Source organism: Brucella lupini (assembly GCF_002252535.1).
Taxonomy (GTDB): Bacteria; Pseudomonadota; Alphaproteobacteria; order Rhizobiales; family Rhizobiaceae; genus Brucella; species Brucella anthropi.
On the sequence record NZ_NNRN01000053.1, the window covers coordinates 88,865 to 103,409 of the forward strand.

Here is a 14,545-nt window from a genome sequence, read left to right on the forward strand (position 1 = left end):
AACAATCCGGCTTCAATATCACATGACGATCCATCCCGCACAAATAAATAGCTCCGTCGATACGCCGCGGAAACTCGATGAAACCAGAATCCGTGAGGAACTGACCGGCATGCTCTACAAGCATTCAGCGGGTGTCCTCCTGACAAACCTGTTGGTGCCGGTGCCCGCATTCATCGTTTTCTGGGGCAAAGTTCCAGACTGGTGGCTTTGGACCTGGGCAGCTTCGGTCTACCTTCTGTCCATTATCCGGGTATTCGTGACGCGGGCCTTCTTTCGTCGGAAACAACCGATCCTCAATTCCGACCGATGGGCCTGGCTGGCTGCAGGTTTTTCCTGGTTGTCCGGGCTGAACTGGGGCATGCTCGGCTGGATCGGCTTCATGTCCGGCGAACCACATCTCCTCGCTTTCTCGATCATTGTCATGACCGGGCTTGCCTGTGGCTCGGTTCCTACGGGCTCGGCTTTCCCGCCCTCCGTGATTGGCTCACTGTTCACCACAGTGCTGCCGGTAACGATCTTCTGCCTGCAGGCGGGTGGTGGTGTTTATAATGCCTATCTCTTTCTCATCGTGTGTCTGGTGGCGATCAATCTCCAGCACTGTCGGGTGACCTATCGCGATCTCTGGGAAACCATTCGTCTGCGTTTCGAAAACTCGGCGCTTGTGGACGAACTGAGAAGCGAAAGAGACAGGGCTTCGGCGGCCGATCAGGCGAAGACGCGATTTCTCGCTGCGGCAAGCCATGATTTGCGCCAGCCGGTCCATGCGCTGGGGCTGTTTAACTCCACACTTGCCGCACTTGCGTCCAGGGAGACGGTTGCCGCAACTGCAGCGCGACAGATTTCGGATAATATCAAGCGCGTCGTGGGCAGCCTGAGCGATCTCCTCAATGCGCTGCTCGATGTTTCACGACTGGATGCACAGCTCGTCGTGCCCAACAGGCAGGCGGTTTCGATCAACCGGATTTTTGAAGAAGTGCAGCATGAATTCGCAAGTGAAGCGGCTGAAAAGAAGCTCCACCTTCGTATCGTGCCGACTTCGCTTTCCTGTGACAGCGATCCCACGCTTTTGAAGCAGATTCTCGCCAATCTCCTTTCCAACGCAATCAAATATACCGATCAGGGGCGCATCCTGGTCGGCTGTCGGCACCGGGGCCGTGAAATCGAAATTCAGGTGCTCGACACAGGCATCGGAATTCCACAAGAAAAGCATGGTCTCATTTTCGAGGAATTCGTGCAGCTCGATAATTTCGAGCGCAATCGCGACAAGGGACTAGGGCTTGGACTGTCCATCATCAAACGAACGGCGGCACTTTTGCGCCATCCAATCCGGCTTGTCTCAGGGTTCGGGAAGGGATCGTTGTTTTCTGTAACGGTGCCCCGCGCCGAAAAGGTGGGAGAGCGGACAACATCGTCAACTGCGCAGGGAGGTATCCGCAATATCATAGTCATCGATGACGAGCCTGCCGTTCTGGATGCGCTTTGCGGGTTGCTTTCGGTGCTTGGACATAGGGTTCATGCCGGGCCGACTGCGGCGGCGGCCTATCGATCCTATCAGACATCTGAAGTGGCTGGGGAGCCAGATCTGTTGATCGTGGATTATCGGTTGCAAGGCCAGACGACCGGAACAGAAGCTGCGGGCGAAATATTCGCTCTGCTGAAGCGGGCCTTGCCGGTGATCATCCTGACAGGCGATACCTCGCCGGAAAGACTTCGCGAGGCATCTGCCAGCGGCTATCTGCTGCTGCACAAGCCGATTGACCCCGAAAGACTGGTTGCAGCTATTCGCGAAAGGGTCAGGGACTGACTTTCACTTTTCCTGCCGGATCAGCAGACCTTCCAGAAACGTCCGGAACGCCTTGACCGCCCTCTTCGATGTGGTTTCCGGATCGTCTGAATTGGCAATCCATTGTGCCGCAGCACTGCTCGCCGCATTGATCAGCCGCGCGGCGGCTTCCGGGTCAATATCAACAATGACACCATCTTTTCGTAGGGCGTCGAGACCTGTGGTGATCGTGCGGATACAGCCGTTGGCACTCGGCCAACTGGACGGATCGCCGAAAACCGCCGGCCCGTCGCGAAACATGATCCGCTGGATTTCCGGTTCGAGCGCCATCTCGATATAAGCCGTATTCTCTTCGACAAACCCCTGCCAGTGGTCGGGCGCTTTGGCAGAAATCATGCACAATCTCGCGGCCATCTCGCAATCAATTTCGTTGATCACGGCCTGCAGAAGGCCCTTCTTGTCACCGAAATGATGATAGAGCGCGCCGCGTGTCAATCCGGCGGAGGCGGTAAAATCATCCATCGAAGCTTCGGCATAACCAACGTTTCCAAAAGCCTTGCGGCCCGCAGCCAACAGCTTCGTCCTCGTTTCAGCAATCATTTCGCTTCGCGGTTTACGCATCATGATTCCTTTTATTTGCATACGCTGCGTATATTAGTTGACATACGCCGCGTATCAATTATTTAATTAACATACGGACCGTATGCAAGTGTTGTAATTTCCCCTTTCAAGGACCCACTCCGATGTCCAATCCATATAGAGAAATTTTCAGCGCCCCAGGCGCTATCGGCTTTTCGGCGGCGGCCTTTTTCGCCCGTCTTCCCATCGCGATGGCCCCTGTCGGCATCGTGGCCATGCTTGCGCAAACGCACGGCGAATATTGGCTGGCGGGCGCGGTGTCTGCCACTTTCGCGCTCACGAATGCATTCATAGCGCCGCAGATTTCACGCCTTGTCGACCGTTACGGACAAAGCCGCATCGTCATGCCTGCCACGGTCGTTTCGGTGATAGCCTTCGCCTTTCTGCTCGTAGCGACAAATCAGGGCTGGGCAAACTGGACATTGTTCGTCTCGGCATTTTTTGCCGGTGCCATGCCCAGCATCCCGGCCATGGTAAGGGCAAGATGGACGGAAATTTTCCGCAACCGCCCCGAACTGAACACCGCTTTCGCGTTCGAGTCGGCGGCGGATGAACTGGTCTATATTTCAGGCGCGTCCCTTTCCGTGGCGCTTGCGGTGTCCCTGTTCCCCGAAGCGGGGATGCTGATCAGCACGGCTTTTCTGGCCGTGGGCACGATCGCCTTCCTCCTGCAGCGTTCCAGTGAACCGCCGGTTCGTGCGCTCGATCAGGATAGCCCGCAACGTTCCGCTATCTGGTCGCGTCCCGTTCAGATCATCACGCTGGCACTTATCTTCGTCGGCTCGACCTTTGCGACAGCCGAAGTCAGTGCTGTAGCGATCACGAGCGAGCTTGGTCAGCCCGGTGCGGCCAGCCTTGTGATCGGTGTCTATGCCATCGGTTCGTTTCTTGTGGGGATAACACTCGGTGCATTGTCGCTTCGTATGCCCCTGCAGCGCCAGTTGATGATTGCCGTCAGCGTGCTGGCACTGACTGCCTTGCCATTACCCTTCGCGGGCACATCGACCACGCTTCTTGCCGTGGCGGTGTTCGTCAGCGGCGTTGCGATTTCTCCGACATTCATCACGGCCTTCGGCCTTATCGAACGCCGCGTGCCTGAGACGATGCTGACGGAAGGCATTACCTGGGTCATGACCGGCATCGGCATCGGAATGGCGTTTGGTGCGTTCGTTTCCGGTTGGGTGGTCGACAATTTCGGTGCAGCAAACGGCTTCTGGGTTTCTGTTGTCGCCAGCCTGAGCGCGGTTGCAACCGTCGCGCTTGGTCAAGTCAGCCTGTCCGGCATGCGGGAAGCAGCCGAATGCGACGCGCTGTGTGCAGCAGAAGCGGCAGAGTAGCTAGATAGGGACGAGCGGGTAAGGCCCGCTCGTCAATCTCCGTAAATACGGTTTTCCAGCGGTGTGGAAGCGATCAATCCCTTCAATCCGGCCAGCATGGCTTTCTCGGCCTTGTTGAGATTGGTTTCCGGATTGTGGATCAGGAAAACATCGATAGCGGGCGGGTTATCGTAAGGCGGCAAACGCCAGAGAAGGCCGTCATCAATCTCGCGTCGCGCCACGTGCAGCGGAAGCGGACCGATGCCAAGGCCGGTAATGATCATCCGGCGCACTTCTTCAAGGCTCGACGAGGTGCCGACGACATCCGGTGAAAGCCGCGCCTCACTGCGCAGCAGAGCTACCGGGCGCAGCGCGTCAGCAATGTGGTCGGTCTGGAATGAAACCGACGGTTCTCCCTTCAGATCGGCAAGCGTCAGTCCGGACTGGCCGAACATCCGGTGTCGGGGACCGCAGAAAAAACCGAAGAATTCACGATAGACCATGGTGTAGTCGAGCGCCGGATCACGATTGCTCACCAGCCCAAGACCGAAAGAAGCGCGCTTCTCTCGAACCAGTCGAGCAACTTCGGTGCTGGCGGATACATTGATTGTTAGCGTCGCTCGCGGATGCTGTTCATGAAAAAGCCCAAGTGCTCGGTCGAAGATCGGCGAAACAATGTGACTGGCCACCGATATGGTGACATGGCCGGTGACATCGTCACCGACCCCACGCACAAGTTGCGGCAGTTGCGAAATAGCGCCGAAGACTTCGATGCTCTGTTCATAGAGCAGTTTGCCGACTTCGGTCAGCTCAAAATGGGTGGCGTCACGCTCCACCAGTCGCTGGCCGATGCGGTCTTCCAGCCGGCGCAGCGCATTGCTCACACTTGGTTGCTTGAGATTGAGCCGTTCCGCAGCGCGGGTGATGCTTTTCACTTCAGCAATCACCACGAAACTGCGCAGAAGGTTCCAGTCCAGATCCCAGACAAGGCGCTCGGGGCGGTGCAGCGACATGGCTTTATCCATTCATGAAATCTATGCAATCCATTCCCATTATCTATTTGCGAAATGTATCCATAAAAGCAATCATGAAAATTGGGAGGCATCAAATAGCCTCAAGAAAAACAAACAAGAGGAAGTCGGGAACAGCATGTTTAACAAATTCACGGGTTTCATTGCCGCTGCTACGATTGCCGCCAACGCAGTTTTTGCGGTTGCACCCGCACTGGCGGATGATCTTGAAAAGATCAAGGCATCGGGCGAACTGAAGATCGCCATGAGCGGCCAGTACCCGCCGTTCAATTTCGTCAATGAGAAGAACGAAGTCGTGGGTTTCGATGCCTCCATCGGTTCGGCGATTGCCGAGCGCATGCAGCTGAAGCCGCAGCTCATCACCACGGCCTGGGACGGTATCGTTGCCGGTCTACGGGCGGGCAAGTTCGATACGGTGGTCGGCTCCATGACGATCACGCCGGAACGCGAGAAGGCAGTGGACTTCGTGGGACCATATTATCACGCGGGCCGCGCGGTTTTCGTGAAGGAAGATTCCGCTGTTCAGAAGCTCGACGATCTCAAGGGCAAGACACTGGGCGTGACGCTTGGTGAAACCCATGAGAAGTGGGCGCGTGAACAGGGTGGCTGGACCATTCGCACCTATAAGGGTCTGCCGGAACTGATGCTTGAACTGAATTCGGGTCGTGTCGACGCCATTGTCGTCGACAACATCCCGGTCATGGTGGCGATCAAGGAAACCGGACAGAAAGTCCGCAAGCTCGATACGCCGGACATTGAAGGCGGCAGCGTTGCAATCGGTATCGCCATTCGCAAGAACAATCCCGAGCTGAAGGCAGCGATGCAGAAAGCTCTCGACGAGATCATGGCCGATGGCACCTACGAGAAGATCTCGATGCAATGGGTCGGCAGCGACATTCGCTGATATGTCGTCATCCCGGCCCGGCACATGTCCGGGCCGGTTGAGAACCGATTGACCGGAGTTTTCCGATGGATTTTGCGTTGATGCAGCGCGTCCTCCCGTTCTTTCTGGAGGCGGCATGGGTAACTGTGCAAATTTCCGCGCTGGCCCTGATCCTGGGCCTTGCGGTGGCTGCAATACTCGTGGCGGGCCGCCTGTCCCGCTCCCCTATTTTGCGGGGACTTGCAGCTGCCTATGTCAGTGTCTTTCGCGGCACGCCTTGCCTTGTGCAGCTCTTCATTCTCTATTTCGGCGGTCCGCAGATCGGCATCAATCTGGAACCGTTTGCTGCTGGCGTTATCGGACTTGGGCTGAACATCGGCGCCTATATGTCGGAATCGATCCGTGGAGCGATCCAGAGCGTCGATCGCGGCCAGAGCGAAGCCGCGCGCTCCATCGGCTTCGGGCGTGGCCAGACCATGCGGTTCGTCGTGCTGCCGCAGGCCGCTCGCCTCATGATCCGTCCACTGGGCGTCAACGCTATTGCCCTTTTGAAGGGTTCGGCGCTGGTCTCGACCATTTCGGTGGTTGAGCTGACTTATACGGCGCAGCGTTTCATCGGTTCGACCTACAAACCGTTCGAGATTTTCGGCGTTGCAGCCGTTCTCTACATGATCATCATCTATATCGTGGCGCGCGGGGTCGATCTCCTCGACAAGCGCTTCGCGGCGCAGTGAGGGAGGACTGGATGCAAGCTCTCGATTTCAGCATCGTCACTCCCTATACGGATCTGCTTCTGACCGGCCTTTGGTGGACGCTGGTTCTGACCGTCGCCTCCGCATCCTTAAGCTTCGTGCTCGGGATCGCATTTGCGCTGGTGGTGCTTTATGCGCCTGCCATTCTTGCATGGCCGGTACGGTTCTTCATGTGGCTGTTCATGGGAACGCCGCTTCTGCTGCAACTGTTCCTGATCTATTTCGGACTGGTTCAGATCGGCATCAATATTCCCGCCCTCGGCGCCGGCATTATCGGCCTTAGCCTGCATTTCGCGGTCTATAATGCCGACATCATCCGGGCAGGCATTGTGGCTGTCGATCCCGGCCAGATGGAAGGCGCCCGTTCCATCGGTTTCAGCCACGGTCAGGCTTTGCGTTATGTTGTCATTCCGCAGGCGATCCGCAACACGATCCCGCCCATTGGCAACAACATGATCGTTCTTCTGAAGGACACGTCGCTGGTTTCGATCATCGGCATTGCTGAACTGGTGCACAGCGCCCAGCTTGCCATCAGCGAAACCTTCAGCCCGTTTGAATTCTATATCACCGTCGCGGCCATCTATTATGTGGTCAATCTCGTCCTCGAGGCAGGCCTGCGGCGCATTGAAAGAAAAGTGGAGGGCACGCGATGAGCAGCTCCAAATCTGCAAAACCGATGGTCGAAGTAAAGGATGCCCGCAAGGCTTACGGCGCGCTGGAAGTCCTGAAAGGCATCGACCTTTCAGTGGCGCGCGGCCAGATCGTGGCGATCATCGGTCCCAGCGGTTCCGGCAAAAGCACGCTTCTGCGTTCGATCAACCACCTGGAAACACTGAATGGCGGTGAAGTCTGGCTCGACGGCGTGCAGGTCAACCAGCCACTGGCAGGACAGGCATTTGAAAAGCACATCAATGCGGTGCGTCAGCAGATGGGCATGGTGTTTCAGCACTTCAATCTGTTCCCGCATCTGACGGTGCTGGAAAACATCACGCTCGGTCCGATCAAGCTGAAAGGCATGGGCAAGGACGCGGCCCGCACACTGGCGCTGGAGCTTTTGTCGAAGGTGGGGCTTGCCGACAAGATCGACGTCTACCCTTCGCGCCTGTCGGGCGGTCAGAAGCAGCGCGTGGCCATTGCGCGAGCGCTCGCCATGCAGCCGAAGGTGATGCTGTTCGACGAGGCTACTTCGGCGCTCGATCCCGAGCTGGTGGACGAAGTCAATGCCGTCATGAAGCAGCTTGCCGCCGAACATATGACGATGCTGATCGTCACGCACGAGATGCGCTTTGCGGGTGAGGTTGCCGACCGCATTCTGTTCATGGATGGCGGCGTGGTGGTGGAAGAGGGACCGCCGGATCAGATTTTGAGCAATCCGGTGCAGGAGCGTACCCGCTCCTTCCTCAAGAAATATCTGGCTGCCTGAGGTATCAGAATGAGCGAGAGACACCTCAACGAATTTCCCGATTTCGGGCTGACCCCGGCCCAGCGGCGTGAAGCCGTGCTTGGCCATTATTACGAATATCCTGGCATGGACGGGCCTCGCGGCGAAATCTGGTGCTATACCGATGCCTATTCCTATCTTCCGGGTGCGACGGTTCATCTACAGGTGAGCGCAACCGCCTCGCGTTTCGATATCGAGATTGTGCGGGATGGGGCGGTGGAAACGCCGGTCTTCTCCAAACGCGGGATCGACTGCACATGGCAGGAAACACCAGCGCAATGTTCGGTTGTCGGTTGCGGATGGGAGACGACATTTGCCTTCCAGACGGATGAGAACTGGCCTTCCGGCGCTTATCGCATCACGTTGAAGGCGCATGGCAATGACGGTCAGCCGATCCATTGCCATCACCTGTTCATTCTACGACCCGCAGCGGGCCGTAAGTCGGGTCGTATCCTGCAGGTGGCTGCAACCGGCACATGGACGGCCTATAATACCTGGGGCGGTTCCAACCATTATCAGGGCATCACCGGACCGAATGGCGATCAATATGCGACAACGGTGAGCATCGAGCGCCCGTTCTGCCGTGGCTTTGTTGTCCTGCCGTCCGATGCGCCTCGTGTTCCGCTGGAAATTGTGACGCCGCCTGCCGCGCCGCCGCGCTATCCGCATATGGAATGGGCCTATGCCAACGGTTATTCCAAGAAATATACCTCTTCCGGCTGGGCAAGTTATGACAGCCTGTTCTTCCGCTGGGCCGAGCGGGAAGGCTATGCGGTCGATCTTGCCAGCCAGCATGAGCTGCATTTCTCGCCGGAAATCCTCGAGGGTTATGACTGCGTTGCCTTTGTCGGTCACGACGAATACTGGACGTGGGAAATGCGTGATGCCGTCGATAATTATGTCGATGGCGGTGGTCGTGCGGCCCGTTTTGCGGGCAATTTCATGTGGCAGACACGGCTTGAGGACAATGGCAAGCGCCAGACCTGCTATAAATATCGCGCCCGCGCCGAAGACCCGGTCTATCGCTCCGCTGATCCGCGTCGCACCAGCGGGTGCTGGGAAGCGACTGAAACCGGACGGCCTGCTGCCGAAACTTTCGGCCTTAATGCGTTGCGCGGGCTTTATGTCGGCTGGGGTGGTTGCGCCCCGCGCGGCGTGCGCGGTTTCCCGGTCTATCGCCCCGAGCATTGGGCCTTTGCAGGAACCGGCATCTATTACGGTGATCTTCTGGGCGCGGAAGGCCATGCCTTCGGCTATGAGGTTGACGGGCTCGACTATGTGATCCGGGGAGGATTGCCGGAGCCGGAGGAGGGCAGTGGCGCTCCCGATGGATTGCAGATTCTGGCGCTCGGCATGTCGTCTCTCAAGGAGGAGAGTGCGGATATTCCAGCCGACGACCAGTTCCTCTCCGATGCCGATGCCAAATTCGTTGCCGATACGCTGATCGGCGACAATGGTGATACAGCCGTCGAACGCATTAAGCGCGGCTGCGGCATGATCGTCAATTTCCCACGCGGCAAGGGCGAGGTCTTCCACGCCGGAAGCTGCGAGTGGGTAGCGGCTCTCAAACGCGGCGACCGCATGGTCGAGCGTGTGACCGCCAATGTTCTCAACCAATATCTCAAGCGCTGACAGAGTAACGCCATGCTCAACACAAAAACACAGAACGAACGCCCGGCATCGCATCTTTTTTACCAGTCACGCCTGCGCAGGCCGCTGGTGGATCGTGCCGAAGGCATCTATATCTGGGATCAGGACGGACGCCGTGCCATCGACGGGTCGAGCGGCGCGATGGTGGTCAATATCGGCCATGGCAATCGCAGCGTGCTCGATGCCATGAAAGAGCAGATGGACCGCGTGACCTTCGCCTATCGCCTGCACTTTGAAAACGAACCGGCGGAAGATCTGGCACGCATGGCCGCCGAGCGTATGCCGGAGGGGCTGGACAAGATTTTCTTCGTTTCCGGCGGTTCGGAAGCCGTCGAATCCTGCATCAAGCTCGCCCGCCAATGGGCGGTCGCAACCGGGCAGGGCGAGCGCTGGAAAGTGATTTCGCGCTTTCCATCCTACCACGGCGGCACGCTTGGCGCGCTGGCTGTCACGGGCTATGCGGCACTGAGCGAACCTTTCGCACCCATCATGCGCGAAATGCCGAAAGTCCTGGCACCGACCGCCTATCTCGACCGTGATAATCTCACGATGGAACAACGCGGCCAGAAATATGCCGACATGCTGGAGGAGAAGATTCAGGAAGAAGGCCCCGAAAGCGTGCTTGCCTTCATCATGGAGCCGATCGGTGGCGCATCCACCGGCGCGCTGGTCGCGCCCGACAGCTATTATCCGCGCATCCGCGAAATCTGCGACCGTTATGGCATCCTTCTGATCCACGACGAGGTGATGAGCGGTGCCGGGCGCACCGGCAAGTTTCTCGGCGGCGATCACTGGAACTGCAAACCCGACCTTATAGCGCTTTCCAAGGGCTTTGCCTCCGGCTATTGCCCGCTTGGCGCCATGGCGGCGCCGGCCCGCATCGTCCAGCCGGTTCTGGATGCAGGTGGCTTCCTGCACGGCTTCACCTATGCCGGCAATCCATTGGCCTGTGCGGCGGGCAAGGCCGTATTGCAGGAGATTGATCGTCTCGATCTGGTTGGCAACGCCGCTCGCATGGGTGATGCACTGAAGGGCGAACTGGAGGGGCTTGCGAAACGCTTCCCCTTCATCGGCGACGTGCGCGGCAAAGGCCTGCTGCTGGCTGCAGAATTCGTTTCTGACCCCGAAACCATGAAGCCGCTGCCGAAGGAACTGAACGCCCATCAGCGCATGGTCGATCTCGCCTATGAACGCGGGCTCATCATCTATTCGCGTCGCACGCGCGGCGGTGTCGAGGGCGACCATTTCCTCGTTTGCCCGCCGATGATTGTGAGCCGCGAACAGGTCGGCGAGATCACCGCCATTCTCGGTGACACGCTGGAGGTTCTGGCGCGTGAACTCAAACTGCCTGTGAATGCGTAAGGAAACCGGATCATGACCGACAAGAAGAAGACGCGTCGCAAGGTGATCATCACCTGCGCGGTGACAGGCTCCGTCCATACGCCCTCCATGTCGCCGCATCTGCCGGTGACGCCCGACGAGATTGCGAGCGAAGCCATTGCGGCGGCGGAAGCGGGCGCATCCATCCTGCATCTTCACGCCCGCGATCCACGCGACGGCAGGCCGTCCGCCAACCCGGACCTGTTCATGCAGTTCCTGCCGCGCATCAAGCAATCGACCGCGGCGGTGGTGAATATTTCTACCGGCGGCTCGTCGCTGATGACACTGGAAGACCGGCTGGCGGCGCCGCTTAAGGCGCAACCGGAAATGTGCTCGCTCAACATGGGCTCAATGAATTTCGCGCTGTTTCCGGCGCTCGACAAGCCGCGCGAGTGGAAACATGCGTGGGAACCGGAACTGCTTGAAGCCACGCGTCATTCGATCTTCAAGAACACATTTGCGGATATGGAAGGCATTCTGACCAGTCTTGGGCAGGGCTGCGGCACGCGCTTCGAGTTTGAATGCTATGATGTCGGCCATCTCTATTCGCTGGCGCATTTCCGCGACCGGGGGCTGGTGTCCGGCCATCTGTTCATCCAGTTTGTCTTCGGGGTTCTGGGTGGTATCGGGGCCGATCCGGACAATCTCATGCATATGAAACGGATCGCCGACAAGCTGTTCGGGGACGACTATTCCTTCTCCGTGCTGGCGGCAGGACGGCACCAGATTCCGATGATTACTATGGCGGCGGCGATGGGCGGCAATGTCCGCGTCGGGCTGGAAGACAGCCTTTATGACGGGCGCGGCCAACTGGCCAAGAGCAATGCCGATCAGGTTCGTCGCATCCGCAGCATCCTTGACGGCCTGTCGCTGGACGTTGCAACGCCTGACGAGGCGCGTGAATATCTGGGTCTCAAAGGTGGAGACAGGGTGGCGTTCTAGAGCATGTCTCCCGAAAGTGGGAACCGGTTTCGGGATAAAGACATGCGTAAAAACAAAAGGATCGAGAGTTTCCACTGATTCAATCAAAACAGGAAATGCTCTGATGCCGAAGATCGTGTTGGACAGTAAAACCGGCGTCGTGGTTCGGCTTGGCGAACTTGCCGATGCCGAACAGATTCACGCAGCAATCTGCACGATGGGCGCAGGACTTGGCGCTGCGGGAAAAATCTCCAGCACGGTTGAGGATTTCCGTCGTTACGGCTTCGGTCCCTATGCTGCTTTCACCAGCCTGATTGCCGAGGTGGACGATAGGTTTGCCGGTCTTGCCCTGTTCTTCCCGATCTTCTCGACATGGTTGGGCAAACCCGGCGTCTACGTGCAGGACCTCTATGTCGACGAAACCTTTCGCGGCAAGGGGATCGGCGAGATGCTTTTGCGTCATGTCGCCTCCTGGTCGATGGCGCGCGGCGGTGTCTATCTGCGGCTGGCCGTGGACCGGGACAATGTCGCAGCGCAAAGATTTTATGACCGGCTGGATATCGGCTGGATTGAAGCCGACCGCGATCACGGTGCCTATGGCGATGATTTCGCCCGTCTGGCGCGCATCAATCAAATCAGGGAGTAATCATGAAAGCCTTTTACGCCGTTGAGCAGAAGCGTCACGACCCGAAAGCCTTTCTTTCCAGCGGTGCGCCGCAGCCTAACCCCGAACAGCCGGAGCGTGTTGAGCGCCTGCTCGCCGGTGCGAAGGCCGCAGGCTACGAAATCATCCGTCCGCAAAATCATGGTCTGGGCCCGATTGCAGCCGTGCATACGCCGGAATATCTTGAATTCCTGCAGCACATTTATGCCCGTTGGCGGCGCATCGAGGAGGCTTCGGAAGAGGTGATCCCGAACATCCACCCGCTGGCGCGTGACGGTCGCTATCCGGCGTCTGCCGTGGGGCAGGTCGGCTATCACATGGCTGATACGGCGTGCCCGATTGCTGAACATACTTGGGAAAGCGTGTGCTGGAGCGCATGGGGCGCGGTCGATGCCGCCGATGCGGTGCTTGCAGGCGAGGTCGCGGCCTATGCGCTTTGCCGTCCGCCGGGGCATCATGCCTTCGCCGATGTGGCAGGCGGTTTCTGCTTCGTCAACAATTCAGCGGTCGCAGCCCAGCGCCTGCGCTCGAAAGCGGAGCGCGTGGCAATCCTCGACGTCGATCTGCATCATGGCAACGGGACGCAGGGGATATTCTATGCCCGTCCCGACGTACTGACCGTCTCGATCCATGCCGATCCGGTGCGCTTCTATCCATTTTTCTGGGGCCATGCTGATGAGCGCGGCGAGGGTGCGGGGCTTGGTTACAATCTCAACCTGCCACTACCGCGCAAATCCGGCGATGCCGAATTCCTTGCGTCACTCGACACGGCCTTCCGCCGTATCGAAGCCTTTGCGCCGGATGCGCTGGTGGTGGCGCTTGGCCTTGATCCGTTTGAAGGCGACCCGTTCGGCGGATTGTCGGTCACCACTGGCGGTTTTGGCCGGATTGCCGAAGCAATCGCGAAGCTTCGGCTGCCAACCGTTATCGTGCAGGAAGGTGGCTATCTTTGCGATGCGCTGGGCGATAACCTCACGGCTTTCCTCGGTGGCTATCAATCGGTGGCGCGATGAGTGGTCTTGTTACCTTTGTTGGCGTCGCGCATCCGTGGATGTGCGATGTCATGGGACACATGAATGTCCGGCATTATGCCGGGATGTTCGATGATGCGAGCTTTCAGCTTTTGGGCCATATCGCCGGGAAAATTCCCGATGACAGCTTCGGCTGGGCAGATGTGCGCGCGACAACCGAATACAAGCAGGAAGTGCCAGCCGGAGACCTTTTGACGATCCGTTCGCATGTGCTGAAAGTCGGGCGCTCATCGATCATCTTTCGCCAGATGATGGTGGGTTCGCTGGACGGCGAACTGCGCGCGGTCAACGAGACGACTACGGTTTGTTTCGACAAGATTGCGCGACGTTCGACCGAGCTCGGACCGGACATGCGTGTCAGGGCCGAAAAGCTGCTTGCGGATTATCCCGCTGGCTGACACGAAAAACGCAGCACGCTTTTCGTGCAATCGCATTCAAGGTCGCGCAACAGGCCATCTTTGAGGCCGTAAATCCAGCCATGCACGACGATATCCTTGTTCTGTTTCCAGGCCGATTGCAGAACCGGCGTGCGCGACAGGCTTTCCACCTGCGAGGCCACGGTCAACTCGCAAAGCCGGTTCAGACGTTCTTCGGGATCAGCAAAACCGTCCAGCTCCTGCTCGTTTGCCTGCGCAATATCGCGAACCGGCTGGAGCCAGTTGTCGATGATGCCGTGGCCATATCCGGCCATGGCAGCACGCACGCCACCGCATCCGTAATGGCCGCAGACGATGATGTGTTTAATCTCCAACACCTCGACGGCAAACTCAAGCACCGACAGAAGGTTCAGATCGGCGCGATGGACGAGGTTGGCGACGTTGCGGTGCACGAAGACTTCGCCCGGCTGCAATCCGGTGACAACATTGGCCGGAACACGGCTGTCCGAACATCCGATCCAGAGATATTCCGGACGCTGCATCGATGACAGCCGGCTGAAATATTCAGGGTCTTCCTGGCGCTTTTCTGCTGCCCATTGCCGGTTGTGTTCGAAAAGGTCTGATAACATGAGCCCGTCTCATCCGGATGATCTTCGTTCACAGACATAGACGAATAT

15 protein-coding genes are annotated in these 14,545 nt (G+C 58.2%); 12 read left to right on the forward strand and 3 right to left on the reverse strand.

The window, feature by feature from the left end; all coding sequences use genetic code 11:
• Positions 1 to 22 precede the first annotated feature (22 nt).
• The gene (locus CES86_RS17310) at positions 23 to 1,804 is read left to right on the forward strand and encodes an ATP-binding response regulator (protein WP_051517829.1); all 1,782 of its coding nucleotides are present in this window, start codon (positions 23 to 25) and stop codon (positions 1,802 to 1,804) included.
• A gap of 3 nt (positions 1,805 to 1,807) precedes the next feature.
• On the opposite strand, the gene CES86_RS17315 is transcribed toward CES86_RS17310, so the two are convergent.
• The gene (locus CES86_RS17315; RefSeq protein WP_036582448.1) at positions 1,808 to 2,404 is read right to left on the reverse strand and encodes a TetR/AcrR family transcriptional regulator; all 597 of its coding nucleotides are present in this window, start codon (positions 2,402 to 2,404) and stop codon (positions 1,808 to 1,810) included.
• 122 nt (positions 2,405 to 2,526) lie between these two features.
• Between CES86_RS17315 and CES86_RS17320 the strand changes: the two genes are divergently transcribed.
• The gene (locus tag CES86_RS17320; RefSeq protein WP_094515011.1) at positions 2,527 to 3,759 is read left to right on the forward strand and encodes an MFS transporter; all 1,233 of its coding nucleotides are present in this window, start codon (positions 2,527 to 2,529) and stop codon (positions 3,757 to 3,759) included.
• A gap of 32 nt (positions 3,760 to 3,791) precedes the next feature.
• Here CES86_RS17320 and CES86_RS17325 read toward each other — a convergent pair whose 3' ends face one another.
• A complete protein-coding gene (locus CES86_RS17325) occupies positions 3,792 to 4,751 on the reverse strand; it encodes a LysR family transcriptional regulator (RefSeq protein ID WP_094515013.1) in 960 nt (319 codons plus the stop codon).
• 136 nt (positions 4,752 to 4,887) lie between these two features.
• Here CES86_RS17325 and CES86_RS17330 point away from each other — a divergent pair, with 136 nt between their 5' ends.
• The 10 genes from CES86_RS17330 to CES86_RS17375 all read left to right on the forward strand — a co-directional run bounded on the left by CES86_RS17330 (position 4,888) and on the right by CES86_RS17375 (position 13,889).
• Positions 4,888 to 5,673, forward strand: a complete 786-nt coding sequence (locus tag CES86_RS17330) for an ABC transporter substrate-binding protein (RefSeq protein ID WP_094515071.1) — start codon at positions 4,888 to 4,890, stop codon at positions 5,671 to 5,673.
• A gap of 65 nt (positions 5,674 to 5,738) precedes the next feature.
• Positions 5,739 to 6,386, forward strand: coding sequence for an amino acid ABC transporter permease (locus tag CES86_RS17335; RefSeq protein ID WP_010660809.1), 648 nt, complete (start codon positions 5,739 to 5,741; stop codon positions 6,384 to 6,386).
• A gap of 11 nt (positions 6,387 to 6,397) precedes the next feature.
• On the forward strand, positions 6,398 to 7,057 hold the full coding sequence (locus CES86_RS17340; protein ID WP_094515014.1) for an amino acid ABC transporter permease: 660 nt from the start codon (positions 6,398 to 6,400) through the stop codon (positions 7,055 to 7,057).
• 23 nt (positions 7,058 to 7,080) lie between these two features.
• Complete coding sequence (locus CES86_RS17345; RefSeq protein ID WP_010660811.1) at positions 7,081 to 7,827, forward strand: amino acid ABC transporter ATP-binding protein; 747 nt, start codon at positions 7,081 to 7,083, stop codon at positions 7,825 to 7,827.
• 9 nt (positions 7,828 to 7,836) lie between these two features.
• Positions 7,837 to 9,477 (forward strand): N,N-dimethylformamidase beta subunit family domain-containing protein, encoded by a 1,641-nt coding sequence (locus tag CES86_RS17350; RefSeq protein ID WP_094515015.1) that lies wholly within the window; start codon positions 7,837 to 7,839, stop codon positions 9,475 to 9,477.
• A 12-nt stretch (positions 9,478 to 9,489) separates the two neighbouring features.
• Complete coding sequence (locus tag CES86_RS17355; protein ID WP_094515016.1) at positions 9,490 to 10,857, forward strand: aminotransferase family protein; 1,368 nt, start codon at positions 9,490 to 9,492, stop codon at positions 10,855 to 10,857.
• Positions 10,858 to 10,869: 12 nt separating this feature from the next.
• Entirely contained in the window at positions 10,870 to 11,817 is a 948-nt protein-coding gene (locus tag CES86_RS17360; protein ID WP_010660814.1) for a BKACE family enzyme, read from the forward strand.
• Between the two features lie 103 nt (positions 11,818 to 11,920).
• Complete coding sequence (locus CES86_RS17365) at positions 11,921 to 12,442, forward strand: GNAT family N-acetyltransferase (protein WP_036587099.1); 522 nt, start codon at positions 11,921 to 11,923, stop codon at positions 12,440 to 12,442.
• 2 nt (positions 12,443 to 12,444) lie between these two features.
• Complete coding sequence (locus CES86_RS17370; protein WP_094515017.1) at positions 12,445 to 13,473, forward strand: histone deacetylase family protein; 1,029 nt, start codon at positions 12,445 to 12,447, stop codon at positions 13,471 to 13,473.
• Positions 13,470 to 13,889, forward strand: coding sequence for an acyl-CoA thioesterase (locus tag CES86_RS17375; protein WP_036587101.1), 420 nt, complete (start codon positions 13,470 to 13,472; stop codon positions 13,887 to 13,889). The genes CES86_RS17370 and CES86_RS17375 overlap by 4 nt, the downstream gene beginning before the upstream one ends.
• Here the strand turns inward: CES86_RS17375 and can are convergent.
• A complete protein-coding gene (can, locus tag CES86_RS17380) occupies positions 13,874 to 14,497 on the reverse strand; it encodes a carbonate dehydratase (RefSeq protein WP_011982607.1) in 624 nt (207 codons plus the stop codon). The genes CES86_RS17375 and can overlap by 16 nt on opposite strands.
• Positions 14,498 to 14,545: the final 48 nt, after the last annotated feature.

Bases quoted from the DNA above. Each gene is read 5' to 3' on its own strand.
- CES86_RS17320 (WP_094515011.1), top strand. From the start codon at position 2,527: ATGTCCAATCCATATAGAGAAATTTTCAGCGCCCCAGGCGCTATCGGC.
- CES86_RS17340 (WP_094515014.1), top strand. From the start codon at position 6,398: ATGCAAGCTCTCGATTTCAGCATCGTCACTCCCTATACGGATCTGCTT.
- CES86_RS17310 (WP_051517829.1), top strand. From the start codon at position 23: ATGACGATCCATCCCGCACAAATAAATAGCTCCGTCGATACGCCGCGG.
- CES86_RS17355 (WP_094515016.1), top strand. From the start codon at position 9,490: ATGCTCAACACAAAAACACAGAACGAACGCCCGGCATCGCATCTTTTT.
- CES86_RS17325 (WP_094515013.1), bottom strand. From the start codon at position 4,751: ATGTCGCTGCACCGCCCCGAGCGCCTTGTCTGGGATCTGGACTGGAAC.
- CES86_RS17335 (WP_010660809.1), top strand. From the start codon at position 5,739: ATGGATTTTGCGTTGATGCAGCGCGTCCTCCCGTTCTTTCTGGAGGCG.
- CES86_RS17360 (WP_010660814.1), top strand. From the start codon at position 10,870: ATGACCGACAAGAAGAAGACGCGTCGCAAGGTGATCATCACCTGCGCG.
- CES86_RS17315 (WP_036582448.1), bottom strand. From the start codon at position 2,404: ATGCGTAAACCGCGAAGCGAAATGATTGCTGAAACGAGGACGAAGCTG.
- CES86_RS17375 (WP_036587101.1), top strand. From the start codon at position 13,470: ATGAGTGGTCTTGTTACCTTTGTTGGCGTCGCGCATCCGTGGATGTGC.
- CES86_RS17365 (WP_036587099.1), top strand. From the start codon at position 11,921: ATGCCGAAGATCGTGTTGGACAGTAAAACCGGCGTCGTGGTTCGGCTT.
- CES86_RS17330 (WP_094515071.1), top strand. From the start codon at position 4,888: ATGTTTAACAAATTCACGGGTTTCATTGCCGCTGCTACGATTGCCGCC.
- CES86_RS17345 (WP_010660811.1), top strand. From the start codon at position 7,081: ATGGTCGAAGTAAAGGATGCCCGCAAGGCTTACGGCGCGCTGGAAGTC.
- CES86_RS17350 (WP_094515015.1), top strand. From the start codon at position 7,837: ATGAGCGAGAGACACCTCAACGAATTTCCCGATTTCGGGCTGACCCCG.
- can (WP_011982607.1), bottom strand. From the start codon at position 14,497: ATGTTATCAGACCTTTTCGAACACAACCGGCAATGGGCAGCAGAAAAG.
- CES86_RS17370 (WP_094515017.1), top strand. From the start codon at position 12,445: ATGAAAGCCTTTTACGCCGTTGAGCAGAAGCGTCACGACCCGAAAGCC.